29 protein-coding genes are annotated in these 25,754 nt (G+C 64.7%); 10 read left to right on the forward strand and 19 right to left on the reverse strand.

The window, feature by feature from the left end:
- Positions 1 to 6 precede the first annotated feature (6 nt).
- Positions 7 to 2,478, reverse strand: coding sequence for a site-specific DNA-methyltransferase (locus VN706_14905; GenBank protein ID HXT16927.1), 2,472 nt, complete (start codon positions 2,476 to 2,478; stop codon positions 7 to 9).
- Between the two features lie 168 nt (positions 2,479 to 2,646).
- On the opposite strand from VN706_14905, the gene VN706_14910 reads away from it, so the two are divergent.
- Together VN706_14910 and VN706_14915 are read left to right on the forward strand one after the other, a co-directional pair.
- On the forward strand, positions 2,647 to 2,799 hold the full coding sequence (locus VN706_14910) for a hypothetical protein (protein HXT16928.1): 153 nt from the start codon (positions 2,647 to 2,649) through the stop codon (positions 2,797 to 2,799).
- A gap of 397 nt (positions 2,800 to 3,196) precedes the next feature.
- Positions 3,197 to 3,508: a hypothetical protein gene (locus VN706_14915; protein HXT16929.1), complete on the forward strand. Its 312-nt coding sequence runs from the start codon at positions 3,197 to 3,199 to the stop codon at positions 3,506 to 3,508.
- Between the two features lie 104 nt (positions 3,509 to 3,612).
- On the opposite strand, the gene VN706_14920 is transcribed toward VN706_14915, so the two are convergent.
- From VN706_14920 to VN706_14950, 7 genes are all read right to left on the reverse strand, one after another.
- A complete protein-coding gene (locus VN706_14920; GenBank protein HXT16930.1) occupies positions 3,613 to 4,791 on the reverse strand; it encodes a KamA family radical SAM protein in 1,179 nt (392 codons plus the stop codon).
- A gap of 205 nt (positions 4,792 to 4,996) precedes the next feature.
- On the reverse strand, positions 4,997 to 5,524 hold the full coding sequence (locus VN706_14925; protein ID HXT16931.1) for a GNAT family N-acetyltransferase: 528 nt from the start codon (positions 5,522 to 5,524) through the stop codon (positions 4,997 to 4,999).
- A gap of 10 nt (positions 5,525 to 5,534) precedes the next feature.
- Complete coding sequence (locus tag VN706_14930) at positions 5,535 to 6,602, reverse strand: ATP-grasp domain-containing protein (GenBank protein HXT16932.1); 1,068 nt, start codon at positions 6,600 to 6,602, stop codon at positions 5,535 to 5,537.
- A complete protein-coding gene (locus VN706_14935; protein ID HXT16933.1) occupies positions 6,599 to 7,738 on the reverse strand; it encodes a hypothetical protein in 1,140 nt (379 codons plus the stop codon). Before VN706_14935 ends, VN706_14930 begins: the two co-directional genes overlap by 4 nt.
- Entirely contained in the window at positions 7,701 to 7,862 is a 162-nt protein-coding gene (locus VN706_14940; GenBank protein HXT16934.1) for a hypothetical protein, read from the reverse strand. Before VN706_14940 ends, VN706_14935 begins: the two co-directional genes overlap by 38 nt.
- A gap of 136 nt (positions 7,863 to 7,998) precedes the next feature.
- Positions 7,999 to 8,838, reverse strand: a complete 840-nt coding sequence (thyX, locus tag VN706_14945; GenBank protein ID HXT16935.1) for an FAD-dependent thymidylate synthase — start codon at positions 8,836 to 8,838, stop codon at positions 7,999 to 8,001.
- Between the two features lie 27 nt (positions 8,839 to 8,865).
- Entirely contained in the window at positions 8,866 to 10,485 is a 1,620-nt protein-coding gene (locus VN706_14950) for an FAD-binding oxidoreductase (GenBank protein ID HXT16936.1), read from the reverse strand.
- 57 nt (positions 10,486 to 10,542) lie between these two features.
- Between VN706_14950 and VN706_14955 the strand changes: the two genes are divergently transcribed.
- Positions 10,543 to 11,577: a phytoene/squalene synthase family protein gene (locus tag VN706_14955; GenBank protein ID HXT16937.1), complete on the forward strand. Its 1,035-nt coding sequence runs from the start codon at positions 10,543 to 10,545 to the stop codon at positions 11,575 to 11,577.
- 6 nt (positions 11,578 to 11,583) lie between these two features.
- On the opposite strand, the gene VN706_14960 is transcribed toward VN706_14955, so the two are convergent.
- The 10 genes from VN706_14960 to VN706_15005 form a co-directional block, all read right to left on the reverse strand.
- Complete coding sequence (locus VN706_14960) at positions 11,584 to 12,195, reverse strand: hypothetical protein (GenBank protein HXT16938.1); 612 nt, start codon at positions 12,193 to 12,195, stop codon at positions 11,584 to 11,586.
- A complete protein-coding gene (locus VN706_14965; GenBank protein HXT16939.1) occupies positions 12,185 to 12,730 on the reverse strand; it encodes a sigma-70 family RNA polymerase sigma factor in 546 nt (181 codons plus the stop codon). Before VN706_14965 ends, VN706_14960 begins: the two co-directional genes overlap by 11 nt.
- Before the next feature lie 47 nt (positions 12,731 to 12,777).
- The gene (locus VN706_14970) at positions 12,778 to 13,626 is read right to left on the reverse strand and encodes a hypothetical protein (protein HXT16940.1); all 849 of its coding nucleotides are present in this window, start codon (positions 13,624 to 13,626) and stop codon (positions 12,778 to 12,780) included.
- Between the two features lie 34 nt (positions 13,627 to 13,660).
- Positions 13,661 to 14,779: a hypothetical protein gene (locus tag VN706_14975; GenBank protein ID HXT16941.1), complete on the reverse strand. Its 1,119-nt coding sequence runs from the start codon at positions 14,777 to 14,779 to the stop codon at positions 13,661 to 13,663.
- A gap of 81 nt (positions 14,780 to 14,860) precedes the next feature.
- Positions 14,861 to 15,610 (reverse strand): zinc ribbon domain-containing protein, encoded by a 750-nt coding sequence (locus VN706_14980; GenBank protein ID HXT16942.1) that lies wholly within the window; start codon positions 15,608 to 15,610, stop codon positions 14,861 to 14,863.
- A gap of 4 nt (positions 15,611 to 15,614) precedes the next feature.
- Entirely contained in the window at positions 15,615 to 15,785 is a 171-nt protein-coding gene (locus VN706_14985; protein HXT16943.1) for a hypothetical protein, read from the reverse strand.
- 39 nt (positions 15,786 to 15,824) lie between these two features.
- The gene (locus VN706_14990) at positions 15,825 to 16,490 is read right to left on the reverse strand and encodes a ribonuclease H (GenBank protein HXT16944.1); all 666 of its coding nucleotides are present in this window, start codon (positions 16,488 to 16,490) and stop codon (positions 15,825 to 15,827) included.
- Positions 16,487 to 16,705, reverse strand: a complete 219-nt coding sequence (locus VN706_14995; GenBank protein HXT16945.1) for a hypothetical protein — start codon at positions 16,703 to 16,705, stop codon at positions 16,487 to 16,489. Before VN706_14995 ends, VN706_14990 begins: the two co-directional genes overlap by 4 nt.
- Positions 16,705 to 17,862, reverse strand: a complete 1,158-nt coding sequence (locus VN706_15000) for an ArgE/DapE family deacylase (GenBank protein ID HXT16946.1) — start codon at positions 17,860 to 17,862, stop codon at positions 16,705 to 16,707. The genes VN706_14995 and VN706_15000 overlap by 1 nt, the downstream gene beginning before the upstream one ends.
- On the reverse strand, positions 17,853 to 18,809 hold the full coding sequence (locus tag VN706_15005; GenBank protein ID HXT16947.1) for a hypothetical protein: 957 nt from the start codon (positions 18,807 to 18,809) through the stop codon (positions 17,853 to 17,855). Before VN706_15005 ends, VN706_15000 begins: the two co-directional genes overlap by 10 nt.
- A gap of 93 nt (positions 18,810 to 18,902) precedes the next feature.
- Between VN706_15005 and VN706_15010 the strand changes: the two genes are divergently transcribed.
- Both VN706_15010 and otsB read left to right on the forward strand, forming a co-directional pair.
- Positions 18,903 to 20,408: a trehalose-6-phosphate synthase gene (locus VN706_15010; GenBank protein HXT16948.1), complete on the forward strand. Its 1,506-nt coding sequence runs from the start codon at positions 18,903 to 18,905 to the stop codon at positions 20,406 to 20,408.
- A 4-nt stretch (positions 20,409 to 20,412) separates the two neighbouring features.
- Positions 20,413 to 21,231 carry a trehalose-phosphatase gene (gene otsB / locus VN706_15015; GenBank protein HXT16949.1) on the forward strand — a complete coding sequence of 273 codons (819 nt, stop codon included), beginning with the start codon at positions 20,413 to 20,415 and terminating at the stop codon, positions 21,229 to 21,231.
- Between the two features lie 51 nt (positions 21,232 to 21,282).
- Here otsB and VN706_15020 read toward each other — a convergent pair whose 3' ends face one another.
- The gene (locus VN706_15020) at positions 21,283 to 21,948 is read right to left on the reverse strand and encodes a hypothetical protein (GenBank protein HXT16950.1); all 666 of its coding nucleotides are present in this window, start codon (positions 21,946 to 21,948) and stop codon (positions 21,283 to 21,285) included.
- Between the two features lie 268 nt (positions 21,949 to 22,216).
- Here VN706_15020 and VN706_15025 point away from each other — a divergent pair, with 268 nt between their 5' ends.
- The 5 genes from VN706_15025 to VN706_15045 all read left to right on the forward strand — a co-directional run bounded on the left by VN706_15025 (position 22,217) and on the right by VN706_15045 (position 25,749).
- Positions 22,217 to 23,311 carry a CoA transferase gene (locus VN706_15025; protein ID HXT16951.1) on the forward strand — a complete coding sequence of 365 codons (1,095 nt, stop codon included), beginning with the start codon at positions 22,217 to 22,219 and terminating at the stop codon, positions 23,309 to 23,311.
- 79 nt (positions 23,312 to 23,390) lie between these two features.
- The gene (locus tag VN706_15030; protein ID HXT16952.1) at positions 23,391 to 24,056 is read left to right on the forward strand and encodes an RNA polymerase sigma factor; all 666 of its coding nucleotides are present in this window, start codon (positions 23,391 to 23,393) and stop codon (positions 24,054 to 24,056) included.
- Positions 24,056 to 24,511, forward strand: a complete 456-nt coding sequence (locus VN706_15035) for a hypothetical protein (GenBank protein HXT16953.1) — start codon at positions 24,056 to 24,058, stop codon at positions 24,509 to 24,511. The genes VN706_15030 and VN706_15035 overlap by 1 nt, the downstream gene beginning before the upstream one ends.
- Before the next feature lie 140 nt (positions 24,512 to 24,651).
- Positions 24,652 to 24,882: a hypothetical protein gene (locus VN706_15040; GenBank protein ID HXT16954.1), complete on the forward strand. Its 231-nt coding sequence runs from the start codon at positions 24,652 to 24,654 to the stop codon at positions 24,880 to 24,882.
- A gap of 18 nt (positions 24,883 to 24,900) precedes the next feature.
- Positions 24,901 to 25,749: a DUF72 domain-containing protein gene (locus VN706_15045; GenBank protein HXT16955.1), complete on the forward strand. Its 849-nt coding sequence runs from the start codon at positions 24,901 to 24,903 to the stop codon at positions 25,747 to 25,749.
- Positions 25,750 to 25,754 lie beyond the last annotated feature (5 nt).

Below are 25,754 nucleotides of genomic sequence, written 5' to 3' on the forward strand. Positions count from 1 at the left end.
GGCGTCTCAGGCTGAGCGCCGGCGGCGCTCCGGGCTGGACTCGAGCCGGTGAACCCGCATTACCTCATTGCCGCGTGGGTCAATGACCTTCACCGCGCATCGCGCATGCTCTCCTGCCTCGAACGGCAGCGAGCTCGTGCCGCTGAGTGTCGCAAATTTGTCTTCGTCGATATACCCGCCGAGTGCGCGAGCGAGCTTGTCCCACGCGGTCTTGTCCGGAAAAAAGGCTTGCGTGATGCAGAATGTTCTGCCGTCATAGTCGCTGTCGACGAACCATGCAGCGACCTTGTCTGCCCGCGTCGGGACGATTGCGTTCGCGACCGGGTCATAGATGTCGACGCCTTCCATTGCCACCGTGAAGGTGCCGTCTGCGTGGTGATCCAATCGCGTGCGCGGTGTTCCGAACACCGTGAAGATCTGCGAATTCGGCGTGTCCTTGAGAAGCCCCGTCATCTGGACGTCTGGACGGATGTGCGCGAGGTGCGCGCGCACTCTCGGGTTCGGGTCGTCCTGGATGACCGCCTGCGCTGCGCCGTCGAAGTTGAATCCGGCGAACACGACGTCGTCGAAGCCGCGTCGAGACGCCGCATGCAACGCCTCTTCGACTTGAACGGCCGTCACCGGTCCGTGTTGAGGTCCGAAACTGACCGCGACTCGGCGGGAACGACCATTGCCGGCATTCCACTCTCCCTCGCCGTGAAGAAACGGGTCATCGAGCGGATCCAGGCGCGAGATCTTGGCGACATGGTTATCGGGAAATCGCACGCCATCGGCTAGCAGCAATCTGCGCATGCGATCGACATACGCCTCACCGTTAATGGCGTCCGCTTGTGTGGAATTCGGGCCGAACGTCTCGAGATCGTCCGCGGTCGATTCGATGGGAGAGTCGTCGAGTGATTCCTCGGCCGGCATCACCGCCTCGACGGTGAACGGTCCGGTGACGCGGACGACGCCGGAGACGATTTCCGGCTGATCGACGAGTTCTGCAGGCTCCGCACTCGCCGCAATGGCGGCGTCCACCTCGTCCATCTTCGCGCGCCATGCGGCGCGATAGTCGGCAAGCGCTGAGCGGAGCCCAGCCGGCCAATCGTCGTCGGCGTCAAATGGAATTTCCCATTCCCGCCATTCGGCCGCTGGCAGAAGCCAGCGGCGTCGATCGGCGTCAGAAATTGAGCGTCTTCCTTCGCGACGCTCCTTCTGGGCGAGCTTTGTCTTGAGTTGTCGGCGAAGATCGGTGGAAACCTTCTTCAGCGCCGCGTTCACTTTGGTGAGCTTCTGCGCGAGAATGGCTGCATGTTTCGTGAGGATCGGATCGAGGCCGGTATTTTGCGCGATGCTCTTGAGCGTGATATGGGGAACGGTCTTGTAGATGAAGCCGTTCGCTGGATCGCCTTCCTTATGAGTGCGCCCGCCTTCCAGTTTCGGCGGTTTGGTCTTGTATTGATCGAAGCGCGAGGTGAGCAGCCGCTGCCGCGCGATGGCGATCGCGACGCGAGAGGAGTCGATCGTGATCCAGCGTCGACCCCATTGCTCGGCGACGAATGCGGTGGTGCCGGAGCCACAGGTCGGATCGAGGACGAGATCGCCGGGCTCGGTTGTCATCAGGAGGCATCGCTCAATGACCCGCGCATTTGTTTGAACGACGTACCGCTTGTCCGGTGTTCCGGCCAGGTCATTCCAGACATTGGTCAACGCGACAGCGGGAAAATCGTCAGCGTAGCGCTTGAACCGAATACGGTTCGTCGTGTACAGCACTCGATCGGCCGCATCGACACGAGGTATGTTTCTTGGCGCGATCTTCCAGGAGTTTCCACCCGATGGGAAACTTTGGTCTCGAAGAACTACGGGATCGTTCGGGCCGGATTTGTCGCTGTAGAACGCGTTCGAACTGAAGAGTCGGTAATCAACGCCTGCCTCGAGCCCGGGTTCGAGTGCCGAAGCATTGATAACTTCACCGCTGCGCAATTGCGCGTTGCCGAATCCATCAGCATCGGCTGGATCGCGGAACGCGTATAGCCGACGGAATCGCGCGAGCGCACCATCTCGGTCCTTGGCGTACCAGATAATGAACTCATTGATCGGCGGAACAAAATCGCCCGATTGGCTTCCCTTCTTCGTGAAGGTGATTAGCCCGATGAAGCCGCCTTGTCCGAACACGTCATCGAGCACCGATCGCACACGGTGAAGATTCTCATCCGAGATCTGAACAAAAATGCTGCCTGAATCCGCGAGCATTTCGCGGCAGAGCATGAGGCGGTCACGCAAGTACGCGAGGTATGAGTGGACGCCAAGTGTCCACGTGTCACGGTACGCTTTGACCACTTCGGGCTCGCGAGTGAGATCGGATTCCCGGTCATCGACTCTGAGCTTGCTGACCTGGCTCTGAAAATTGCTCGCGAACTTGATCCCGTAGGGCGGATCGAGATAGATCATCTGAACTTTGCCGGCGAGATCTTCGCGCCGGGTGAGGCTCGCCATCACTTGAAGGGAATCGCCGAGGATGAGCCGGTTCGCCCAGTCGACATCATGCTGGTAGAATTGAACGGCCTCGCGATACGGCTGCTCGGGATCAGCGAATAGATCGCGCTGGACATCCTCGCGGCGCGCGGCTTTGAGTATCGCCTGTGCACTGACGCGTTCATGAATGTGAAGCGCGACCGGATCGACGACGAACCCCTTGGCCTCGCGCTTGCCCGTCCACTCCAGCCACGGTTGCCGCTGCTGCAGCGCGTTGGCCACATGCCGAGCTTCCGTCTCAGTGAGGCGGCGCCGCGTCGCCTCGGCGAGCAATTCCGGTAGCTGGTCGGCGCCGCCGGTCGCGTCAAAGCGCAACTCGGGCGGCAAATGCGGATCGTACGCGTACGGGACTTTCGGTGTCTCACGCACACGACCTTGCGCCGCCAAACCGGCCGTTGGGTTGTTCTTGCGCGACGCATCGTAGCGAAAATCGGCAACTGGCGTTGCCGGAGTTTCACCACCTCGATTGTTGCGTCGACGCGCCACGAACAGCCCTCGCGAATATCCCGGTCACTCGGCGAACCGCGCCGAACCGATCGTGAGACGGATTGCGCCACACCCGGCTGGCGCGATAAGCTCCCACGTGTAATACAAAATTTCGCACAAGATTTCGCACAGAGGCTAAGCGCGTGCCGGGGGCCTGTCAATGACAGGGGCTTCCCGGTTCTCCGTTGATGCATTGCGCGACGCGATCCGAAAGCGCGTTGCGGAGACGTCGCTCCGCGAAGTCGCGGCAGAAATCGGGCTTCCGAGCTATAGCGCGCTCAACCGATTCCTTCACGGTGACACCAAGTCGCCACATCCGCGCACGCGCACGCTGATGGCGGAGTGGTATTATCGGCGAAACGCGACGCAGCCGGGAGTTCAGCGGCAGGAAATTGAACTCGCCAAGGCGCTATTGCACGCGTGGGCCGAGGATCGCACGAAGGCCAAAACAGTGCGAGAACGTCGTCGTCGCGAAATCCGCGACGAGTTCAGCGAATCGGAGTAACGGAGGTCACATGCGCGCTCTTGCCGCCTGAAAAAACGAAGGATCCCGCTCGGCATTCAGGGGATCCTTCGTCGCTTCGCTCGTCAGGATGACCGTGGTTACGTTTACGTCCCCGTGCGGCGCTTCCGAGCCACGGTCTTCTTTCTCGGCTTCGCCTTCTTCCCGATCTGAATCGGCACGACGTCGGACTTGGCGGCCGCGGCGTTGCCGCATGCCGACGCGGCGATCGCCGGCTGGCGCGGCTGCTTGTAGACGTACCGCTCGCCCGCGTAGTTGCGGAAGATCACCTCGTCCTCGTTGATCTCCTCGACGTACTCCGGCAGAAGCGGGACCTTCCCGCCGCCGCCCGGCGCGTCGATGACGAAGTGCGGCACCGCGAGGCCGCTCGTCCAACCGCGCAGGGCTTTCACGATCTCTAAACCCTTCTCGACGTTGGTGCGGAAATGCTCGCCGCCCGCGACCTGATCGGCCATGTAGATGTAGTACGGCCGCACGCGCGCCTTGAGCAGTTTCTGCATCAGCTCCTTCATCACGGCCGGGTCGTCGTTGACGCCCTTGAGCAGCACCGTCTGGCAGCCGAGCGGAACGCCGGCGTCGGCCAGGCGTCCGAGCGCGGCAACCGATTCAGGCGTCAGCTCCGCCGGATGATTGAAGTGCGTGTTCATGTACACCGGATGGTACTTCTTCACCATCTCGCAGAATTCCGGCGTGATGCGGCTTGGCAAGTGCGACGTGATGCGGCTGCCCAGGCGAATGATCTCGACGTGCGGGATGTCGCGCAGGCGCTGGAAGAGATACTCCAGCCGGCGATCGGACAGCATCATCGGGTCGCCGCCCGACATGATGACGTCGCGAATTTCCGTGTGCTCGCGAATGTACTGGAGCGCGGACTCGTACTGGTTGAGCGGGATCTTCTCCGGATCGCCGACCTTCCGGCGACGCGTGCAGAAGCGGCAGTAGGTCGCGCAGACCGGGCTCACCAGGAAGAGCACGCGATCGGGATAGCGATGCGTGATGTTCGGCACCGGCGAGTCGCCGTCTTCGTCCAGCGAGTCGATCACGCCATCGACGATGTCCAGCTCCTGCGTCGTCGGCACGTACTGCTGCCACATCGGGTCGCCGATCTCCTTGATCGTCGACAGGGCGTTCGGCGTGATCCGCATCTGGAAGTTGTCGAACGCCGGCTGCAATCCATCGACGTCGATGACGTCGTCGCCGAAACGTTCGGCGAGCTTGCTCAGCGTGTCGACACTCTCGTGGAGAACCTTCTGCCAGTCACTCATGCACCGCAACTCCGCGTTCGGTTCAGGATAAGGAAATTGCATGACCTGCGAACGGCGATTGGAACGGGCGATTGGAAAAGGCGAATGGAAACCGCGAATGGAAGAACCGATTGGAAGGGGCGCTCGCCCTTTCCAATCGCTGTCTCCATTCGCCTTTTCCAATCGCTCTCGCCATTCGCAGTTTCCATTCGCTTTTCAGCGCCTTTTAGCGCGAATCATCCAGCCGCTTCGTATAAATCACGCGATCATCTCCCGGCGCGTAAAAATCCCCGAGCACCGCCGCCTCGACGTACCGCCGCGCCTCGTAAAAACGACGCGTCGGCGCATAGTCACCGCGCGACGACGTCTCGACCACGATCAATCGCGCTTCCCGCTGCCGCAGCCGCCGCTCGACTTCGTCGAGCAGCTGCGAACCGCCGCCCTCGCCCTGAAAATCCGGATGGACCGCGATCCAGTAGAGATCGTAGGTGCGATCCGTTCCCGGTGTCGCGCCATAGCAGACGTATCCGACGAGTTGACCTTCGCGCGAGAACGACCCGACAAACTCGTAATTCGCCACGCCGTCGCCCGGATCGTACGGCGCCCGGGCCGGTCCCGCCGCGAAGGTCTCGTCGAACAACTCCAGCGCCACCGCGACCTCTTCATCGCGAAACACCGCCGTGGCGTCGAGGATTTCCCGAATACGATTGCGATGCCCTTTGGTAAGAGCGCCCAGCTTGACTGATGATGACATGCGGTGATGCTCACTCCTGACCGACCGCAAAGAGATCGAGCTCCGGCGTCCCTTCCACCGGGTTCTCGACCCCCGACAGCTTCTGCGCCAGCAACCACTCGTCCGGCGGCGACGGCTGACGGCTGCGCGCGAGGCCCATCTCGCAGATGTTGCGGATCAGCGCGCCGTATTCGATGCCCGCCACGCGCGCCATGCGCGCCAGTCCGGCGTCCGGCGCGATGTCCGGATTCGCGTTCACCTCGAGAATCCACGGCTGACCGTTCGCATCGAGCCGCATGTCCACGCGGCCGTACCCGAATCCGCCGGAGAGCATCCACGCCTTGAGCGCGACGCGCCGGCACTCGGCGGCGACTCTCGCCGGGAGCTTGGCCGGACAGCGCGGCATGCCGCCGATGTCGTCGATGCTCCCCGGCGCCCACTTGCTCTGATACGTGACGATGCGCCACCGCCCGCGCGGCATTTTTCCGAAATCGATCTCGGCGATCGGCAGCACCGCATCGCCGAGCACGCCGACCTGCACTTCACGCCCGTCGACGAAACGCTGAATGATCACCTCGTCCCACACGTCGAGCATCGCCCCCACGCGCTCGGCCAACTGACGCGTGTTGCGAACGACCGAGCGCTGCTCCACGCCGAGTGAGGCGTCTTCGGCTGCGGGCTTCACGATGGCCGGGTAACCGACGCTCACCAGCGGATCGCCGCGGCGAAGCGACGCGAAACGTGGAATCGGCAGTCCGTTCTTCTCGAGCAGCCCGTTGATCACCGGCTTCCGGAGACACACCGCTGTCGTGTAGCTCGACGCGCCCGTGAACGGAATCTTGAAGAGCTCGAGCACGGAGATCACCGCCGACTCGAGCGTGGCGATGCCGTCGATCCCTTCGCACATGTTGAACGCGAGATCGAACTTTCCCTTGCGCAGCTTCTCGATCCACTTGCCGTCGTGGAAGACGGGCATGTAGCCGACTTCGTTGCCTTCAGCGACGAGCGACTGCTCGATCGCCTCGACGGTGCCGAGGATGAGCTGGTCAGGTTTCGTCGCGTAGGCAGACGCGCCGTCGAAGAGGATGGCGATCTTCACGCGGCGTTGGGCGCTGAGAGTTGGGCGCTGGGAGTACGCGCAAATTCGAGCTCGTAACGCGCCGCGGCAGCGAGTAACGCGGACTGAATCAACTGGTCGTATCCCAACCCCGCCGCCCGCGCCGCCTTCGGCAGGCACGAGTTGTCTTCCGGATTCGGCAGAATTCCCGGCAGCGGATTCACCTCGACGATGTTCGGAATTCCCGCGGCGTCGAGCCGCACGTCGACGCGCGACCAGTCGCGGCAGCCGAGCACGCGATAGGCGCGCAGCACGACGTGCTCGATCGCCAGACGCAGGCGTGGCTCGATCGGCGCAGGGCACTCGAAGATCTCGAGCGGCTCATCCGGCGTGTCCCAGATCCACTTCGCTTCGTAGCCATAAATCGGCAGCGCACCGGCCGGCAGCGATCCGAAGTTCATGCCGACGAGCGGCAGCACGCGGGCGTTCGCGCCGTTGCCCAGCACGCCGCACGTGAACTCGGCGCCGGGCAGATACGACTCGACGATCACCGGCTGCGCGTACGTCGCCAGCAGAAACCGCGTCTGTTCGACCAGTTCGTTGCGTGAACGAACCAGATTCTTCTCGGTGATTCCCTTGGAGGAACCCTCCTGCACCGGCTTGACGAAGAGCGGGAAGCGCGTCGCGTCGAGCGCGAAGCGTGGAGCGCCCGAGATGAGATCGCTCAGATCGTCGTCGGATTCCACGAGGGCGTACGCCGCGTTGGGAATGCCGTGCGCGCTGAGAAAATCCTTCGTCTTCGCTTTGTGCAGGCAGAGGGAGAGCGTGAACGGATCGCTGCCCGAGTAGGGAACACCGAGGAATTCGCAGATCGCGGGGACGTGCGCCTCGCGATTGGTGCCGTAGAGGCCTTCGGCGATGTTGAAGACGATGTCGGGGCGCTCAGCGCGCAGGCGCTCGGGAAATTCTTCAGTCGCCTCGAGGCGGATTACGTCGCCGTAGTGGGAGAGCGCGGAGGCGACGGCGTCGATCGTTTCGGCGGAGTCCCACTCCGCGTAGGCGTCGCTGAGGCTCGAAGACGGGGGCTCTTCGTCGGCGCGCGGATCGGCATCCGTCGCGCTCACCAGGCCCACAGTCGGTTCAGGTTTTTGGTTGTACGCGAACCCGATGCGCGTCATCCAACCTCTGGAATTCGTTCGCGGCGCCGTTGCCGCTCTGCATCTCGCCCTGCTTGCCGCCTGTCGTGCGTTCGACTCGCGTTGGAAATTCCTTCACGTACGCGACGGGCAAAAACAAGGCCATCTATAGATGTCGCGCAAAATAGGATTCTGGATTTTTTCGCGCAACAATTATTTTCGGCCATCGCGCACTTTGTGCGCGATGGCCGACATCCTCGCGAAGCGAGGATCTGCTTTTTTTGTTGCGATCGTTCGCGGCGTCAGACCTTGTGGTAAGAAATTCGCGCCGCCTCGCGACGATCCTCGCCCTGATAAATCTCGAAATCAGAGAAAAATCCCGGCGCTTCCTGCGTGAGCAGCCGCAACACCGCCACCGCGAGCCGGCGAATCTCCAGCTCCGCGCCCTCGCTCGAGCGGAGCTCGAGCATCGTCCGCCACGCGCGCGCATTTCCCGTCACGACGATTTTCGTCTCCGTCGCATTCGGCAACACCGCACGCGCCGCCTCGCGCGCCATCTTCCGGCGATGGACCTTGTCCGCCACCCAGCCATAGCGCTCCATCAGCTGCGCCACGAGATCGACGTACGTCGCCTGCGCCTGCTCCACCTGCGCGCGCCACGTCGCCTCGAGCGCCTCGTCCGCCACGATCGCCGGCGGAATCACGAAGCTCGCCTGCGACTCGTCCACGTAGCGCTGCGACAGCTGCGAGTAGGCGAAGCCGGCACGATGCCGGACCAGCTCATGCGTCAGCGAACGGCTCACGCCCTCGAGGAGAATCGAGTAGTTCGCATGCTCCAGCACACTCCCGTGCCCCTGCTTCTTGATGTTCTCCAGATACTCCCGCGTCTCACGCTTCGCCGGATTGTGCTGGCTCATGTAGCAGAGCCGTCCGGCAAATTCGGCCAATCGCTCGCCGTCGGTGCTCTCGCCAATCCAGCTCACGGGCAAATGCTCGGGCGTCGTGAAGCTCGGACGTGACAGCAGCGTGAGCACGGGCTCGGCGTAGTAGCGCATCGGCGGGTCGGGAATCGGTAGTCGGAAATCGGCGGGAACGACGAAGAGCGAAATCAATGACCGCGCGCGGCGGGCGACAAGCGGCAACCGCGCGTCATCGCCCGTCAGGGCGTGTCAGCGCGCGTCGCCCAGCAAATCGAGACGGAACCGCGAGTACGCACGCTCTCGCTCCACGCGATCCAGCGCGGCGCGCGCCGGCGCCGGCAGCGAGGGCAGCGACGGATCGTACTTGATCTCGCCGAGTGGTTGCTCGCCCGAAAGCGCCATCTTCACACCCGGATTGAGAATGCCGCGCGGATCGAACGCCCGCTTCACCGCCGCAAAATCGCGGAGCGCCGACTCCGGCCACACGCGCGACATGAGCGGCGTGCGCAGTCGACCGTCACCGTGCTCGCCCGTCAACGTGCCCCGGAGCGAGGCGGCAAGCGCGACGACTGCGTCCAGAATGCACTCGACTTTCTGGCGCCAATCCGGCCGCGACACGTCGACGAGCGGATTCACGTGCACGTGCGCATCGCCGGCATGACCGAAGATCACGCCTCGCGTTTCGTTCTCCGCGAGAATGCGGCGCACGCCGCGGACGTACGCGGGCAAGCTCGCCGGCGGGACGGCGCAGTCCTCGATGAACTGCATGGATCTGAGGCTCGGATCGAGCCGAGCGAGGATCGGGCTCGCGGCATGGCGCAGCTCCCAGAGCTCTGTTTCCGTCGGGCGATCCAGCGCCAGTCGAACGTCGGTCGCGCCCGCGCTCGCAAAAATCTTCTGAATCTCGGCTGCCGCACCCGCCGCACTCGCTGCGTCACTCCCTTCGACTTCGGCGAGGAGCGCGGACTCCGTGGCCGCCGGTACATGCGTCGTCCCGCCGCCTGATGCCGCGACGTCGAGAAACGTCTTGTCGAGCAGCTCGCACGCGACGGCGCCGCTCTCGCGCGCGCGAACCGCCGCGTCCACGGCCTGCTCGAGCGACGCGAACGCACCCAACACACTGCTCGTCGCCACGGCCGCGGGCGTCAGCAGCAACTCGATTTCGACGAAAAACACCAGCGTGCCTTCACTGCCAACGAGCAGATCGACGAGATCGCCACTCCGGCGATACTCGGCCAGCGCGTAGCCCGAAGAATCCTTGATGACTCCCGCATGGCGATCCGAGCCGAGTTCGCCCGCGATCGATGAAAGCCGCTCGATCGCGGGAATGCCCGCTGGCGACGGATGGCCACGCCGCAGCTCGGCGCGCGCTCCGTCGGCGAAGACGCAGCTCAACGCGTTCACCCATTTTCGCATCGAGCCGAAGTGCATCGAGTGCGCACCGGCGGCGTTGGTCGACGCCATGCCGCCGATCGTGCAAAATGCGCCACTCGACGGGTCGACGGGAAAGCGCAGCGCGTGCGCACGTGCCTTCGCGTCGACGTCCGCGCGCACCGCGCCTGGATGAACGCGAATGGTCCGCGCTACGACATCCACGTCCCCGATGTTGCGCCACCGGCTGAGATCGACGATCACCCCGTCGCCGATCGCGCCGCTCGGCATGCTGCTTCCCGAGCCTCGCGGAATGAGGGGAACGCCGCTCGCCGCCGCCCACGTCACGATCAGCGCGAGATCGTCGACGTCGATCGGCACCGCGATCGCCCGCGGCAGTGCGCGGCCGATCCCCGCCGCCTCGGAGTAAACCGCACGGGCGGGATCGTCGGTGCGGAAGACGCCGCGAAAGCCGGGAGGAGGAGAAATCGTGGTCATCGATGGGTCCGTGCGGTATAGTGTAATCACGCCGAACGCCCGGGCGAGCCACGAGGGATGATGACACCGCGTCAGGAGCAAGCGCAGCAGTTCTGTGACGAGATACTCCCACGCGTGTCGCGCACGTTCGCCCTCAGCATTCGACTCTTGCCGGGGACCCTTGGCGCCGCGGTTCGCGAGTCGTATCTCCTCTGCCGCATCGCCGACACGATCGAGGACGCGCCCTCACTCGCCGCGGTAGAAAAAGCCGAACTGCTCGATCTCCTCTCGGCGTCGTTCGACGATGCGACACAACTCGCCGCGCTTGGGACACGGCTCGCGACGATCGAGGGCGACGAGGCGCACGTGCGTCTCGCGAGAAACACCGATCTCGTGTTTGCGGCCTACTTCGCGCTGCCGGCGCTCACTCGCGACCGCGTGCGCCACTGGGTGCGCGAGATGATCTCCGGCATGCGCAAGTTCGTGCTCGCGTATCCCAAGGGCATCCGGATTCAGAGTCTCGACGAGTACAAGGAGTATTGCTACTACGTCGCCGGGACCGTCGGCTATTTGCTCACGGATCTCTGGCACGAGCACGCACCGAGCATCGGGGCGGCGCGCTACGCGGCGCTGCGACAGCGCTGCCGAGCATTCGCCGAGGCGCTCCAGACGGTGAACATTCTCAAGGACGTGGCGACTGACGCGCGCCATGAGAATTCCATCTACATCCCCGAACAGTTGCTTCGCCGGTACGGCAGCGCTCACGCGGACATTCTCGCGGGCCAGCGCCCGGATGCGGCGCTCGAGACGCTCGTTCAGCTTGCCTGGCGCGATCTCGACGACGCGACGACGTACCTGCTGACACTGCCGCGCCGCGCCGTCGCGATTCGCCTTTTCTGCGCGCTGCCGCTCCTCTTCGCCTACGCGACCCTCCGCGATCTCACGCGAAAGCCGGGCGGAATCACGCAGAAGGGCATCGTCAAGATTTCCCGCGCCGAGGTTAAAGCGATTACCGTGTTGAGCGTGCTCGGTGTCGGAAGCAATCGCCTCATGACGCGACTCGTGTCGCGCATCCGGCTCAAACCCGTGCGACTGCCGCTCTTCACCTCCTGAGCGCGATCACGGCATTTCGGCGGCGAGCACGCGGGCCTCGCGAATGTCCTCGTCCACTCGCCGAGCCTGGCGATGACTCTGGATGTACATCGCGAGCGCGAGGATGAGCACCACGCCCATGCCCGCGACGCTCGCGGAATCATGAGGATCCTCGCGCAGCTGAATGCCGAAGGCGATCAACAGTGCCGGGAACAGCGTCAGCATGCGCAACCATAGCTGTCGGCCTATGAAGAACGCGCGATGCCGCTCGAGGAGCGCGAGGTAGGCGTCGAGCGTGGGCTGCGCATCGACTCGGGCCATGTCGGCCCGCACGCGGCTGACATGAACGTTCACCTGAAACGCCAGAGACAGCGCGCCGATCGTCGCGAGCGCCAGACCGAAACGCTCGGCGCCAGTGTCCAGCGTCGTGACGACCCATGCCGCGATCGGAAAGTAGATCGCGAGTCCGAGAATCGTGGCGTATCGCGCGCGCGTGAGGAGGCCCGCTGCTTGCCGCGCACGCGCGTCGATCTGCTCGACCGCGATCGACAAGTTTTGCGCGCGCGCTACGGGTATCGGCATCACCGGCTGCTCTTGCCACGCAGCGCGCACTTCGTCGATTTCGCGCTCACTCATCATATGAACCTCCTGAACGCGCCAAACGCGCAAGCAGCTTCTTGATGCGATTGATCTTCGTCGCGACGTTCACCGCGGTGATGCCCGTGATCTCTCCGATCGCGGCGGCGTCGCTTCCCTCGAGATAGAGAAACACGATCTGCCGATCGAGCGGCCGCAGTCGCCGAATCAGGGTGTACAAGCGCTCGACCATCAGTTGCCTGTCGACGCTCCCCTCGGTGTCGCTGTCGCCCGGCAGCATATCGATTGCCTCCAGGCCAACGAGCCGTGTCCGCAGCCGCCGATGCCGCACCACGTGTGACGCCGCAACGTTGTGCGCGACGCGATACACCCAGGTCCGAAGCGAACACCGGCCGTCGAAGCTCAGGAAGCTGCGCCACAGCGCGAGATGAATGTCCTGCAACAAGTCCTGCCGCTTGTCGAGATCATCCTCATACGAACGCGCCAGCCGGCCGAGCGCACCACCAAGCTCGGCGAGCGTCGCGTCGTACAGTTCGTCCTGGCTCTGAGTTCTCGGCGGCGTCGACGGGAGTGTCATGGCACTCAGATAGTCGGCCGCGCCCGGCGCTTCTTACACCGCCGCGGCTAGAATCGCTTGGGCGGCAGCGGCAACGCGTTCGCCGCCGCGACGATGGCCCCGAGCAACGAATCGGCGCCGCGGCGTCCGATCTCGCCGCGCTCCAGCCGGTCGAGCAGCTGCTCGAGCGCAAGCTGCGCGCGGTTCACCACGCGCCGATGCGCCGCGCGCGACGCGATGATCCCCGCGCCCGTCACGACAATCACCGGCGCCGCGGCGACCGCGGCCATCACGCCGATCACCAATGCTGATCCGGTCATGGCCACGCCGACCACGCCGCTGCCGACGATTTGCGTCATGCTTCGCCGGCGAAGATTCTGAAAATCCGCGTCGAGCACGACGTGCGTGCGCGAGTCATCCACGTCGATCACCGTGGCCGAGACGTCGTGCGCTTCGGCGAGCGCGTAGTCGCGTCCGCCCACGCGCAACGCCCGCTTTACTCCCGTGAACACGCCACGGTGCGCTTCCCACACGATGCGATCCGCGTGATGACGCTTGACGACGAGCAGTTCCTGCCGCTGCATCCACGCGTCGATCGCCGCGAGCACGTCCGCCGAGCGGCCGGGAACCGTTCTCGCGGCGCGTGCGCCGTTCGGGCCGAACAATCCGCCCGCGTCCTGCCCGACCTGCGCAATGGAGCCGGTACGCTCCTCGGCCAGCGCCTGCCGCAAATGTTGCGGCGACAGTCCGACTTCCTTGCCCAGTTCGATCAGTTGCTCTTCGCTGAATTCCTCGGCGTCGCCTGCGTCGGGTCCGGTTCCTTGAAGCTCAGCCGCGCGCGCCAGCACTCGCTCGAGCGACGAACGATCGAGTTTCGCGCCAGTGGGCCGGGGGGCCGGAGCATGAGAATCTGCCATGATCGAATACTACGACGTGGCGCGGAATTCGGCGTCAGATGCCGCCGAGTGCGCTGTCGATCGCGGCGTTGATCGCGTTGATGATGGCTGTAGGAAGCGGAAACGCCGCTTCGAACGCGGCGCGTGGGTCGCCAGTCGCGGTGCGGCCAGCGGTCGCGAGATAGTAGCGCATGTAGCTCGGCGCGAGGTCGGGAGCAACGCGCTGCAGCAGCAGCAATCCGCCGCGGACGGCGCCGTTGCCGACGTACCCGTTCGTGGCACCGGATCGCTGTTCGGCCGGTGTGGTGTTGTCGGTGATGGCCTCCTGAACGAGGCTCGCCACCGCCTCGTGCACGAAGCCGAATAGCGCATTCGGTGCGGCGTCCGGCGTGCGCGGATACTCGACCGCGATCACGTTGGTTCGATTGCTGGTGTTGATCGTACGTCCTTCGCCGCCCAACGGCACCGAGAGAATCAATTCACCCGCGGCCTGTTGCGTGTTGTTGAGAAAGCGCGACAGCTTCGGGTAGTACTGGCCGGCCCAGAGCTGGTTGAATTGCGCGAATGCCGCGCCGCGCGTCGATTGCTGGTCCAACCAGTACGCGTGATAGAATCGCGTGCTCTCGTCCTGCAGGCTCTGCACGAACAACCGAGCCCAATTGCGATCGGCCGGTGTCGGAAAGTTCGCGGCGAGCAGCGCGATCTCCTGCTGCATCATCGGATCGGACGCGGCGCGCGGATCACCGTTCGCGCGGATGAACAGGTCGGTGGCGTTCACGATTTCCTGAAATGACGAGAAGTACATCGCCAGGAACTGTGCGTTGGCCAGCGATGGCGTCGTGGCGAACCGCTGCGAGAGCTGCTGGCGATTCGCGTCGAGATTCGTGACGACGTTGCGCTGCTTCTTGAGATTGGTGATTTCCTGCTTGTACCCGCGCAGGAAGAACGGCACGTGTCCGGTATCGCTCGTCAGCATCGCGAAACCGTGCAGCCAGAGATCGACGTGTTCTTCGGTACCGACACGCCATCCGCGCTGTTGCACCGCCGCGCCGGTGTTCGGCACCGCGGGCCCGGGCGCGCCTGCGCTCGTGGAGCCAGCCGTGCCCGCAGTCGGCACACAACTCGAAGCGAGGAGCGCCGACAGCATGGCGCCGGCAAAAGTACGAACGTGCATGATCACATGACTCGATGCTGAAGTCCTGGCCTGAAGTACCGCAAGGCTCTCCTGCAAGAGCGGGGCGAGCCTTGGATCGGCTCAGCGAGCGGCCGGCCGTCCGCAGACGGGACAGAATTTCCAGCCCACCTCGAGCTCGGCGCCGCATGCCTGGCAATTCATCGTCGTCAGATTCTGCCCGCAATGCGGACAGAATGTGATCGGACGTCCGGGCGGCAGCACCTCGTCGCACGCCCGGCAGTGCTCGCCGGGCGCGGGGGTGATCGCCTTCGCGCCGGTGCGTGAGGGCATGGCCATCGACGGCACGGACGGCGTCGCCGGCGTCGAGCTCGAAGGAGTCGCTCGCGGCTCGGATGGCGCGCGCCGCGCCTGGGGCGTCTGGGGCACCTGGGGCGCCGCGACCGTCGGTGCTTCCACGACACGCGCCGGCGGAGTAGCGGTCACGTGTCCCACCACCGGCGCCGCGAGCGGCGTCGACGTATCGTCGGGCCCCGCCTCGAGACTGCGCAGCGCGGCCGGCGCCAGCGAGACCATGGCGCTTGCGAACTTTCTAAACGCCGCCGGATCCGGATTCTTCGCCGACAACTCGCGCTTCAACGATTCGCGCATCTGGTCGTCGACGAGCAGATAATCCCGCATGCCCGAGAGCAGCTCCGTGAGCGCGATCTCGTAATCGTCGTTCGACTCCAGCCCGAGCTCCCGACGATGCAGCCGATAGGGCAGAATCGTCGACTGCAGCGTCGCGACGTCGAACGGCTCGGTCAGATACTGCGGAAACCTGGAGCGAACCACTCGCACCAGGTGGCGGTACATGCGGTCGAGATTGTCCATGGCCTCACGGCTTCATTGCTTCGTTCACTCGCCTGTTGTGCTCATCCTGCGCTTCCTGAATCTTAGACGCGCCGAATTTGTCCAACGCGCGCGCGACGATGGACGGCTTTCCCGCCGACCCTTCGTCGAACCCCCAGTGATACCCCATCGCGACGCCAAGGATCAGAGCTGCCACCAACCGTCTCATAACACACTCCCCGTCCGCGACGCGGACTCAGGTGAGCGTGGTCGGAGGCCTCACGATCGGATAGGAACGGAGCGCCTTGAAGCCCGCGTCGTCCGGAAACGACTGCGGCTCCGCCGCTGCCATGCGCCCCTTCGCGCGCTCTGCGGCCAACCACGCATCGAACTGCGACGCGACGATGCCGCCGGAGCTGGTCTGCTCCTTTGCCGCACGCGTCGCCAGATGATTCGCGTACTCGTTCTGCGGATGCCCTTCGTGCCCGCGCACCCAGCGCCAACAGACCTGATGTCCGCGCACGGCGTCGACGGCCTCGATCCACAATTCGAGATTAAGTATCGGCCCGTCTTTCTTCTTCCACCCGCGCGACATCCAGCCGAACACCCATTCGCTCATGCCCTTCACCAGGTACTGCGAGTCGCTGGTGAACGTCACACGAAAGCGTACGCCCTTCCGCGAGATGTTCCGGAAGGCTTCGATCACGCTCCGGAGCGCCATGCGGTTGTTCGTGGTGTCTGGCTCCGAGACCCAGTAATCCCATCGCGTGAGGTTCCCGGTCTCGAGGCTTACATACTCGATGACGCCCGCGGCCCCGCCCGGGTTACTTCCTTCGCGGCCGTTCCCCGGGCACGACTCGTCCGCGTAGATCGCGAGCATCGGCCGCTCGGCCGTCGATTCCGCCGGGTCGCGCTCGGTCACGGAATGGCCTCGATCCGATCGATCTCATCGAGATAGATCGTCATTTCATGCCCCGTCGTCGGATTGCGCGCCTCGATCGCCTCGCGGCCATCGCGCACATGCAGCACCAACGGAATGAGCACATGCTCACGCCGTCCCCGCCGCTGCACCGCGACGCGCCTCCCTCGCGCGACCGCCTGCTCCAACACCTCGTACTGCGCGTGCGTCAACTGCATCAGCTCTCCGTCCCTCGGCACCAATCCACCGCCAGCCGCGCCAGCACCGTCGTCGCGCGCTCGATCTCGGCGACCGGAACATATTCCTCCGCGGCGTGCGCCAGCGAAATGTCGCCCGGCCCGAAGCAGATCGCCGGAATGCCCGCCGCGTTCAACAACGCCGCATCGGTCCACGCCGTCATTCCCTCGACGCGAACCTCTTCGTCGACCCAGCGCATCGCGCGATCCAACGCCTGCACGATCGGCGCGTTCATGCTCACATCGCTCGGGCCCTGCGAAAACGTCGTTCGCACCGTGCCGTGAAACGTCGGCCGTCGCTCGGCGCAGGTGTTGAGTAAACTCATAATTTCCGCCTCGACCTGCTCGACGCTCTCACCGGGAATCGTCCGCCGCTCGATGCGCACCGTACACGTCTCCGGATACGTCGACATGCCCGTGCCGCCCTCGATCAACGACGCATGCACCGACGGTCTGCCGAGCAGCCTGTGTGAGCGCGTTGCCAGCTCTCCGCCGTCGAACCGATCGAGCTCCGCGAGAAATAGCCCGGCGTGCCGAATGGCATCCACGCCAAGATCCCACCGGCTTCCGTGCGCCGCGCGACCGGTCGTCGTCACGTCCAGCCACACGAAGCCAAGATGGCTGGGCATGATGCACAGCCGCGTCGGCTCCGTCACGATCGCCGCATCCGCACGGACGCCGCTCTCCACCAACGCGCGCGTGCCGATGCTCTCGAACTCCTCGTCCGCCACCGCCGCGATGACGACCTCGCCCTCGATGTCATCCGCGATGCGCGCCGCCGCCGCACACATCGCGGCGACGCCGGCTTTCATGTCACACGACCCGCGTCCATAAATCAGCCCGTTCGACTCCGCGGCATCCCACGCCGCGTGCGACATGCCGTCGATGCCCACGACGTCGAGATGCCCGTTGAACATCAGACTCCGCGCGCCTGCCTTCCCGACGCGCGCCACGACATTCGGCCGCCCCGGCACGGCCTCGTGCAGCTCGGCGCGGAATCCCCATGACACGAGCACATCGCGCAACGCGCGCGCGACCTTCGCTTCGCCCGGTCCGCCAGGCACCAGTGAAGGATTTCGTGAGTCGATGCGAACCAGTTCCCGCGTCAGCGCTGCGGCGTCGCCCCGCGCTAGGTGCACCGCTCCACTCCGGACTCGTCGATCGAGAAGTCGAGAATCTCTCCGAGCGGCGCGATCGCGTCGCGCACCTTCTGCACCCGATCGGCGCGCGCCATCACCAGGACGCACCCGCCGCCCGACGCGCCAAGCGCCTTGCCGCCGAGTGCGCCGGCATCGCGCGCGCGCGCGAGGATGTCGTCGATGGTCTGCGTCGGAATCGACGGATGCAACGACCGCTGACACTCCCACTGCTCGGCGACCAATCGTCCGAGCGCGTCGAGATCGCCCGCGACCAACGTCTCGGGCATGCGCTCCGCATTTTGGCGCATGCGCCGCAGCGCCTCGAGCACATTCGGATCCTTCTTGCGATACGCGTCGAGCACGGCGTCGATCGTGGCGCCGGAGACTCGACTCTGGCCCGTATAGATCACGATGCACTGCCGCTCCAGGTCCTTCTTGACCTTCATCCGCAGCGCGATCGTGCGCACGTCGACGCGGCCGTTGGCGAAGCGCAGGCCGAGCGCGCCGCCGTACGCCGCGGCGTAGTGGTCCTGCCGCCCGCCAGAGATGCCGAGGTCCGAGATCTCGATGTCGCGGCTCAGTTCGGCGATCGCCGTCGGCATCATCTTCTCGCCGCGCGATGCAGCGAGCGCGGCCACCGTCGCGACGCCGACCGCCGACGACCCGCCAAGCCCCGCGCCGATCGGAAAGTCGTTGCGAATCTCGATGTGCGCGTCGAGCATCCGAAACCGGCGCGCCGCGGCGACCGCGATCGAACGATCACCGGGGTCGGTCGCCGCCGGGCCATCCGTGCTACTGCCCATGCGGTCCACCGTCACGGTCGCGTACCGCGAGATGGCGATGTTGCAGACGAACCCGCCCATCTCGTCCGAGTAGGGGGGTACGTCGGTCCAACCGCCTCCGAAGTCGATCCGTGTCGGCGCGCGCGTGACGATGCGTTGCGGCAAGTGGGCTCAGGAAATGGTCGAGGTAAACATACTCTCTTGGCAGAATTCCGTCTCGCGTAACGGGCATAGCTGTTGCTGCCTGATGCATGCCCCATGGTGGACATCACGCACTATCTGAACGATTGCAAGTTCATCCTCGTGTCCAACCGCGAGCCGTACGAGCACATGCGCGGCGTACAGGGGATCGAAGTCAAACAACCCGCCGGCGGATTGGTCACCGCGCTCGACCCCACCATGCGCCACACGCATGGAACGTGGGTCGCCTGGGGATCCGGCACCGCCGATCACGACGTCGCCGACGAAACGGGACGCGTCGCCGTACCGCCCCCACCCGACGAAGCCTGCTACACGCTGCGCCGCGTCTGGCTCGACGACGCCGACGTCAACGGCTACTACCACGGCTTCGCCAATCGCGCGCTGTGGCCGCTGTGCCACATGCTCATCCAGCACTTCGAGTATCGCACGGAATACTGGGAGCGGTACCGTACCGTCAATCTTCGCTTCGCCCACGCCGTGGCCGACGAAGCGGAGCGCTGCACCGGCCGCGCCATGGCCTGGATTCAGGACTACCATTTCGCGCTCGCCGCGGAGTTTCTGCGCGCCATGCGGCCGTCGCTCTTCATTCACCAGTTCTGGCACATTCCATTTCCACCGCCCGACATCCTCCGCATGCTGCCCGCCGGCACGCACGAAGCAGTGCTACGAGGACTGCTCGGCAACGACTTGATGGAATTTCAGATCGACCGCTATGCCGTGAATTTTCTCGACTGCGTCGATCGATTCATTCCCGAGGCGCGCGTCGATCACGTGCGTCAAACGGTGTCGTTCCGCGACCGCCTCGTCACCGTCGGCGCCTTCCCGATCAGCATCGACGTCGACCGCTTCGAGACCATGGCGTCGACGCCGGAAAGTGTCGCGCGCGTCGAGACGCTTCGCGGCCGCTACGCCAAAGGCGACCGGCAGCTGGGCGTCTGTGTGGATCGGATCGACTACACGAAAGGCATTCCCGAACGCATCCGCGCGCTCGAGACCCTGTGGACCGAATTTCCCGAGCTCCGCTCGCGCTTCACCTTCATCTTCGTCTGCACGCCCTCGCGCACCGACCTGCCCGCGTACAACAATCTCGAGCGCGAAGTCACTCAATCCGTCATCGACATCAACGCCAAATTCGGCACCGACGACTGGACGCCGATCGTGTTGATCAACGAGAACGTCGATTCCGATCTGCTCGCCGGCGTCTATCGCTCGGCCGATCTCTGCATCGTGTCGTCGCTGCAGGACGGAATGAATCTCGTGGCCAAGGAATTCGTCGCGTGCCAGCTCGACGAACGCGGCGTACTCCTCCTCAGCCGCTTCACCGGATCGGCGGAAGAGATCGACGGCGCGCTGCTCATCAATCCGTTCAACATCGACGGATTCGTCGGCGCCATTCGCACCGCGCTCGAGATGTCGCCGGAAGAGCGCCGGCGACGGATGCATCGCATGCGCCGCCAACTTCACAACTCGACCATCTTCGACTGGCTCGACTCCATTCTCGCGCGCTCGACGGAGATCATGTCGCAGCAGGCGGGACGCACCCGGCGCGTCGCCGCCGTCTGACGGCATGACGACCATCGAGGCGCTTCCCGTTCCGCCGGCCATGGCCGAGCGACTTGGCGGCCGGCCGTTGTTGCTGTTGCTCGACGTGGATGGAACGCTCTCGCCGATCGCGCCGCGTCCGGAATACGCCACCGTTCCGGCCGAGACCCAGCATGCGATCGCGACGTTGACGTCATTGCCGAACGTGCATGTCGCGATCGTCTCCGGACGAAGCGCGAACGACGCGCGCCGCATGGTCTGCGTCGACGACGCGTGGGTCATCGGCAATCACGGCATCGAGACCGCGGCGCCCAATCAAGCGGCGACCGCGCGCGACGACGTGGCGCAGTTCGCCGATCGTATCGCACTCGCCTCCGATCGCGCGTGCGCGATCGCCGACGCCATCGAGGGGCGAGGGGTGATCGTCGAGAACAAGGGCTGGACGCTGAGCGTGCATTATCGCCTCGCTCATCCGCGCATCGTCCCCGATCTCACGAAGCAGATCGAGCGCATCGCCGAGGACCTGGGGCTCCGCGTCACGCGCGGAAAGGAAGTCCTCGAGGTTCGGCCGCCGGTCGACGTCGACAAAGGGACCGCCGCCGTGGCGCTCGCCGACGCCCTGGGCGCGCTGCACGACGAGGCATCGGTTCTGTGCGCGGGCGACGATCGGACCGACGAGGACATGTTTCGCAGCTTGCGCGCGCGTCAGCCGCGCGCGGTCACCGTCCACGTCGGCGTCGAGACGAGTCTCGATCGAACGCTCGCGGAATTCAGCGTGCCTGATACGGATGCAATGCGCGAGTTGCTCGAGTGGCTCGCGCGGGAACGGAGCGGCGCGCCATAAAACGCGCGCCATAAAACGCGCGGCGTAAAACGCGCGGCGTAAAACGCGCGGCTATCGCTTTCCTTTCTTTGCCGTCTTCGATGCCGGCGCCGGCTTGCTCGTTTTCGACGCTTTCGCCGGCGCTTTGGCCGCTACCTTCGGCGGGGCTTTTGCCGGTGCCTTCGAAGGACCTTTCGCAGGAGCCTTCGCTGCCGGCTTGGTTGCCGGCTTGGCCGCCGGCTGGGCTGCCGTGTTCGCTGGAGCTTTCGCGGCGGGCTTCGGTGCAGACTTGAGCGGCGCCGCACTCTTCGTGGGAACCACGGGCTTCGAGTTCGCGCCGTTCGACGCCGGTGCGGCTCCCGCCGGCGGAACGATCGGCCGCGGCCCGCGAAACGGCGGTGCCGCAGCAGCGGCGGCCGCGGCTCTCGCCGCGGACTCCGCTTTCGCCGTCGCCGCCTTTTCCGCGGCGACCTTCGAGGCCGTCGGGCGCTCTCGTTCACTCACCGGACGACGCTGATGCGCCGCCTCGGCATCCCGGATGAGGCTGTCGGCTTCTTCCGGCGTCATTTGCCCGCGACGCACCATGTAGTTGACGAGATCGCGCGCGCTCTCGATGGCGAATCCGGCGATCCCGGCGCCCGCGCTGATCACGTCTTTCATCGCGGCGGCAACCTTCGTCCCCGCCTCCTGACTGATCAGCTGGGCCCGCTCCGCCAACTCGGCAACGGTGTCACGCATGTCGTTGCCGCGTCTGCCCGGTCCAGCCCCTCGGTGCGCGGCGGGCGCACCGGCTGCCGGAGGTGGTGTGGGACTGCTGTGAGGCTTGTCCACCATATCGATAACCGGGGGATGGGCGGGGTAGGCGGTTCGTTGCGGCGGGTCGCCGGAAGTATATGATACGCAATTATGTACGCAAGCCAACGCGAGCGCGCTGGCCGAGGATGATGCGTACTGGTCTAATTAATACTAGTACTGCTACATTATAACGACATCATGACGACATTAAATGCTTAGAGGGATCAAAGTTCTCGATCTCACGCGCGTTCTCGCGGGTCCGCTCTGCACCATGCTCCTTGGCGACCTTGGCGCAAATGTCATCAAGGTCGAGCGGCCGGAAACGGGCGACGACACTCGGGGCTGGGGACCGCCCTTCGACGCCGAAGGGCGGAGCGCGTATTACCTGAGCATCAATCGCAACAAGCTTGGGCTCGCCGCCGACTTCGACCGGCCGCATGATCGCGCGATCATCGAAGCGCTGCTCGGCGAAGCCGACGTCGTCGTCGACAATTTTCGCCGCGGCATGCTCGAGCGCCGCGGCTTCTCGGTGGACGAATGGTGTGCGCGGCGTCCCGAGCTCGTGTGGTGCACCATCACCGGCTTTGGCCTGCACAGCGAACGGCCGGGGTACGACTTCGTCACCCAGGCAGAGTCCGGCTGGATGTCGATCACGGGAGAGGCGGACGGTGATCCCATGAAGGCCGGTCTCGCGTTCGCCGACATTTTGACCGGCAAGGACGCGGCGATCGCGATCCTCGCGGCGCTCGTGGAGCGCTTTCGCGGAGGACACGGCCGGCGGATCGTGATCTCGCTGGCCGATAGTGCGCGCGCCGCGCTCATCAACGCCGCGCAGAACGCACTGGTGAGCGGAGAGGACGGCCGGCGTTGGGGCAACGCCCATCCCAATCTCGTCCCATACCAACTCTTTAAAGCCGCGGACAGACCGATCGTGATCGCGGTCGGCAGCGATGCGCAATGGCTGGCGTGTGCGCGGGCGATCGGACTGGCCGCGCTCGCCGACGATGCGTCGCTCGCCACGAACGCCGGACGGATTGCCGCGCGTGAGCGCATCGTCGGCGAATTCTCGCGACGGATCGCGACCGCGCCGGCCGCGGTCTGGCGCGAACGACTCGACGCCGCCGGTGTACCAAATGGAATCGTGCAGTCGGTCCTGGAGTCTCTGCGGGAGACCAACGGATCGGCGCTGACCGGGATGCCGTCGAGCATTGGTGGCTCGATTCGGTTCGCTCCGCCCGGACTCGATCAGCATGGCGACGCGATTCGCCGCGACGGATGGAACACTTTTGACCGCATGATGCCGTAGCCGAGCTGGCTCGTGATAGGACGTTTTTTCCGAGCGTGACGCCGCGTTACTTCCCGCGCAGTCGTATCGTCTTAGTGACGTGGCGAGCCTTCTCGAGCAGCGACGTGGGTTTGGGGTCTCTAACGCCCTGTCCGAAGCGCGGAAAGTGCGTTACTCTGTTGTCGTGAAGACGACGGACGCAGCCCTGCGGGCTGATCAGAACGTTGTTGATCAGGAGAATTCTGATCAACTGATCATACAGCGAGTGCTCGCCGGAAATCGCGACGCGTTCAAGATTCTCATCACGCGTTACAGCGATCCGCTCTACCGTCATGCCTTGTGTATGACGGGTAGTCCGGACGTCGCTGAAGACATCCTGCAGCTCAGCTTCATCAAGGCGTATCAACATCTCGCCGAGGTGCGCGGGCGGTTCGACGCGTGGGTGTTCAGGATCGTCGCGAACGGTTGCAAGGATTGGTTGAAGAACATTCGGCGGTCGCACCTCAGTTACGACGAGGACGATCAGCCGTCTGGGTACGCGACCCCGGATGAAGAGCTGGACCGGACGGAATTGCGTACGGATTTGGACCGCGCGTTGACGACGCTTCCGGCGTCCCTGCGCGAGGCGTTCGTCATGAAGCACGTCGAAGGCCGCTCGTACGAAGAGATGGCCGATCTGCTCGGTACCACAGTCGGAGCGCTAAAGATGCGCGTACATCGCGCGCGTGAAGCCCTCCAAGCACTCTTAGAGGAAAAATACGCCTAATGGTAGACGATCTTCGCTCCGAAGACGGCCTTGGCGGGTTTGACGGCCACCAGCATCGGGTCACGCGGAACTCCGGCAAGAAGGAGCGCCCGCTCGCCGATCGCGAAGTGCCGCTTGGCCATCAGGAACAGGAAACACGAGTGCTTGCGCCGGCAGTGCACGCGTGGTTGGATGGAGAGCTTCCGGAAGCGAGCGTGCGCAAGGGTGAAACCGGGCGCGACGTCGAGTTCTGGAAGCAGATCAACGTCGAGGTGGAAAGCCGTCGTCGCATGCGCACGCCGGCGTACCTCGAGTCGCGCATCATGGAAGCGCTGCCCCAGACGGCTCCCGCGGTCATCACGCCGTGGTGGCGTCGCGAGTTCGTCGTCACGCCGATGGCGGCAGTCGGCACTGCAGCCGCTCTCGTCGTCGTCGCAGCCGCGGTCACCGCGGTGGTGATGGCCTTCGCGCGGTAGCGTACCACTCGAGTGAGAAAAAGGGCCAGCCATTCGGCTGGCCCTTTTGTCATTCGGTAGTCAAGCAATAACGGAACACAGTTTGCTTACCGGCCTCATCGTCGGAACAGCTGGTGTTTCGACGGTTACCCGAGGCACTCATGTCACAAGCCGAACGCTTTGCACATCTGCTTCGCGAGTTCGAGCGTGTCGGGGTCGATCCGAATACAATCAGCGCGGGCCTGGCCGTTCGAGAGCAGGACGTTCTTCGCGCGCTCGCCGCGCTTTCCGACGGTGCGGGGCCGTCGGCGTTTCTGACGCAGCTCCGCACGGTCATGACCCAGTCCGCCGGCACGGTCGAGCACGACAAGCATCGCGAATCATCACCCTGAGCCGTTTTTATTTTCGCCGTGACGCGAGGCGATCGTAGCAACCACCGCCCGTTCATCGGCATTTCAGGCTACGACTACCAGGGTTGGCGCGGCAGCTTCTATCCGCCCGGCGTTCCACGCCGCTCGTGGCTCGGGTTCGCCAGCCGAGTGTTCAACTCGATCGAGCTGAACGGCACGTTCTACAGCCTCAAGTCGCCGAGCGTATTCGAGCGCTGGGCCGCCGAAGTGCCCGACGACGATTTCGTGTTCGCGATCAAGGGTGGGCGATTCATCACCCACAACCTCAAACTCCGCAACTGCGACACGGCGCTCGGCAACTTCTTCGCGAGCGGCATTCTCGCGCTCGGGCGAAAGACGGGGCCGTTCCTCTGGCAGCTGCCGGCCAGCTACCGCTTCGAGGCCGAGCGCATGGACAATTTCATGCGCATGCTCCCGCGCAGCGCGCGCGCCGCCGAAGCGGTCGCGCGGCAGCACGATCATCGCCTGCGCCGCGGCGCCCTCGTCCGCGCGGCAGAAGACGTCGCGTACCGGCACGCGTTCGAGGTTCGGCATCCGTCGTATTTCTGCGAGGAGTTCTACGACATTCTGCGCGCGCACGACTGCGCGTTCGTCATCGCCGACACGGCGGGAAAATTCGTGTACGCCGAAGAAGTGACGGCGGATTTCGTGTACGTGCGGCTGCATGGCTCGAGCGCGCTGTACTCGAGCGACTACACCGACGAGGAGCTTGCGCGGTGGGCCGCGAAGGTGAAGGCTTGGACGCATGGCCGGAACGCGCGTGATGTGTTCGTGTACTTCGACAACGACGCCAAGGTTCACGCGCCGCACAACGCCATGCAACTCGCCGACCTGCTAGGACTTTCGTGATCACT

The sequence above is a fragment of the Gemmatimonadaceae bacterium genome, assembly GCA_035606695.1.
GTDB lineage: Bacteria > Gemmatimonadota > Gemmatimonadetes > Gemmatimonadales > Gemmatimonadaceae > JAQBQB01.

Coding starts and splice junctions, on each gene's coding strand:
- VN706_14905 (HXT16927.1), bottom strand. CDS start 2,478: ATGGCGAGCCTCACCCGGCGCGAAGATCTCGCCGGCAAAGTTCAGATG.
- VN706_14920 (HXT16930.1), bottom strand. CDS start 4,791: ATGAGTGACTGGCAGAAGGTTCTCCACGAGAGTGTCGACACGCTGAGC.
- VN706_14925 (HXT16931.1), bottom strand. CDS start 5,524: ATGTCATCATCAGTCAAGCTGGGCGCTCTTACCAAAGGGCATCGCAAT.
- VN706_14935 (HXT16933.1), bottom strand. CDS start 7,738: ATGACGCGCATCGGGTTCGCGTACAACCAAAAACCTGAACCGACTGTG.
- VN706_14940 (HXT16934.1), bottom strand. CDS start 7,862: ATGGCCTTGTTTTTGCCCGTCGCGTACGTGAAGGAATTTCCAACGCGA.
- VN706_14950 (HXT16936.1), bottom strand. CDS start 10,485: ATGACCACGATTTCTCCTCCTCCCGGCTTTCGCGGCGTCTTCCGCACC.
- VN706_14955 (HXT16937.1), top strand. CDS start 10,543: ATGATGACACCGCGTCAGGAGCAAGCGCAGCAGTTCTGTGACGAGATA.
- VN706_14960 (HXT16938.1), bottom strand. CDS start 12,195: ATGATGAGTGAGCGCGAAATCGACGAAGTGCGCGCTGCGTGGCAAGAG.
- VN706_14965 (HXT16939.1), bottom strand. CDS start 12,730: ATGACACTCCCGTCGACGCCGCCGAGAACTCAGAGCCAGGACGAACTG.
- VN706_14970 (HXT16940.1), bottom strand. CDS start 13,626: ATGGCAGATTCTCATGCTCCGGCCCCCCGGCCCACTGGCGCGAAACTC.
- VN706_14975 (HXT16941.1), bottom strand. CDS start 14,779: ATGCACGTTCGTACTTTTGCCGGCGCCATGCTGTCGGCGCTCCTCGCT.
- VN706_14980 (HXT16942.1), bottom strand. CDS start 15,610: ATGGACAATCTCGACCGCATGTACCGCCACCTGGTGCGAGTGGTTCGC.
- VN706_14995 (HXT16945.1), bottom strand. CDS start 16,705: ATGCAGTTGACGCACGCGCAGTACGAGGTGTTGGAGCAGGCGGTCGCG.
- VN706_15010 (HXT16948.1), top strand. CDS start 18,903: ATGGTGGACATCACGCACTATCTGAACGATTGCAAGTTCATCCTCGTG.
- otsB (HXT16949.1), top strand. CDS start 20,413: ATGACGACCATCGAGGCGCTTCCCGTTCCGCCGGCCATGGCCGAGCGA.
- VN706_15020 (HXT16950.1), bottom strand. CDS start 21,948: ATGCGTGACACCGTTGCCGAGTTGGCGGAGCGGGCCCAGCTGATCAGT.
- VN706_15025 (HXT16951.1), top strand. CDS start 22,217: ATGCTTAGAGGGATCAAAGTTCTCGATCTCACGCGCGTTCTCGCGGGT.
- VN706_15035 (HXT16953.1), top strand. CDS start 24,056: ATGGTAGACGATCTTCGCTCCGAAGACGGCCTTGGCGGGTTTGACGGC.
- VN706_15040 (HXT16954.1), top strand. CDS start 24,652: ATGTCACAAGCCGAACGCTTTGCACATCTGCTTCGCGAGTTCGAGCGT.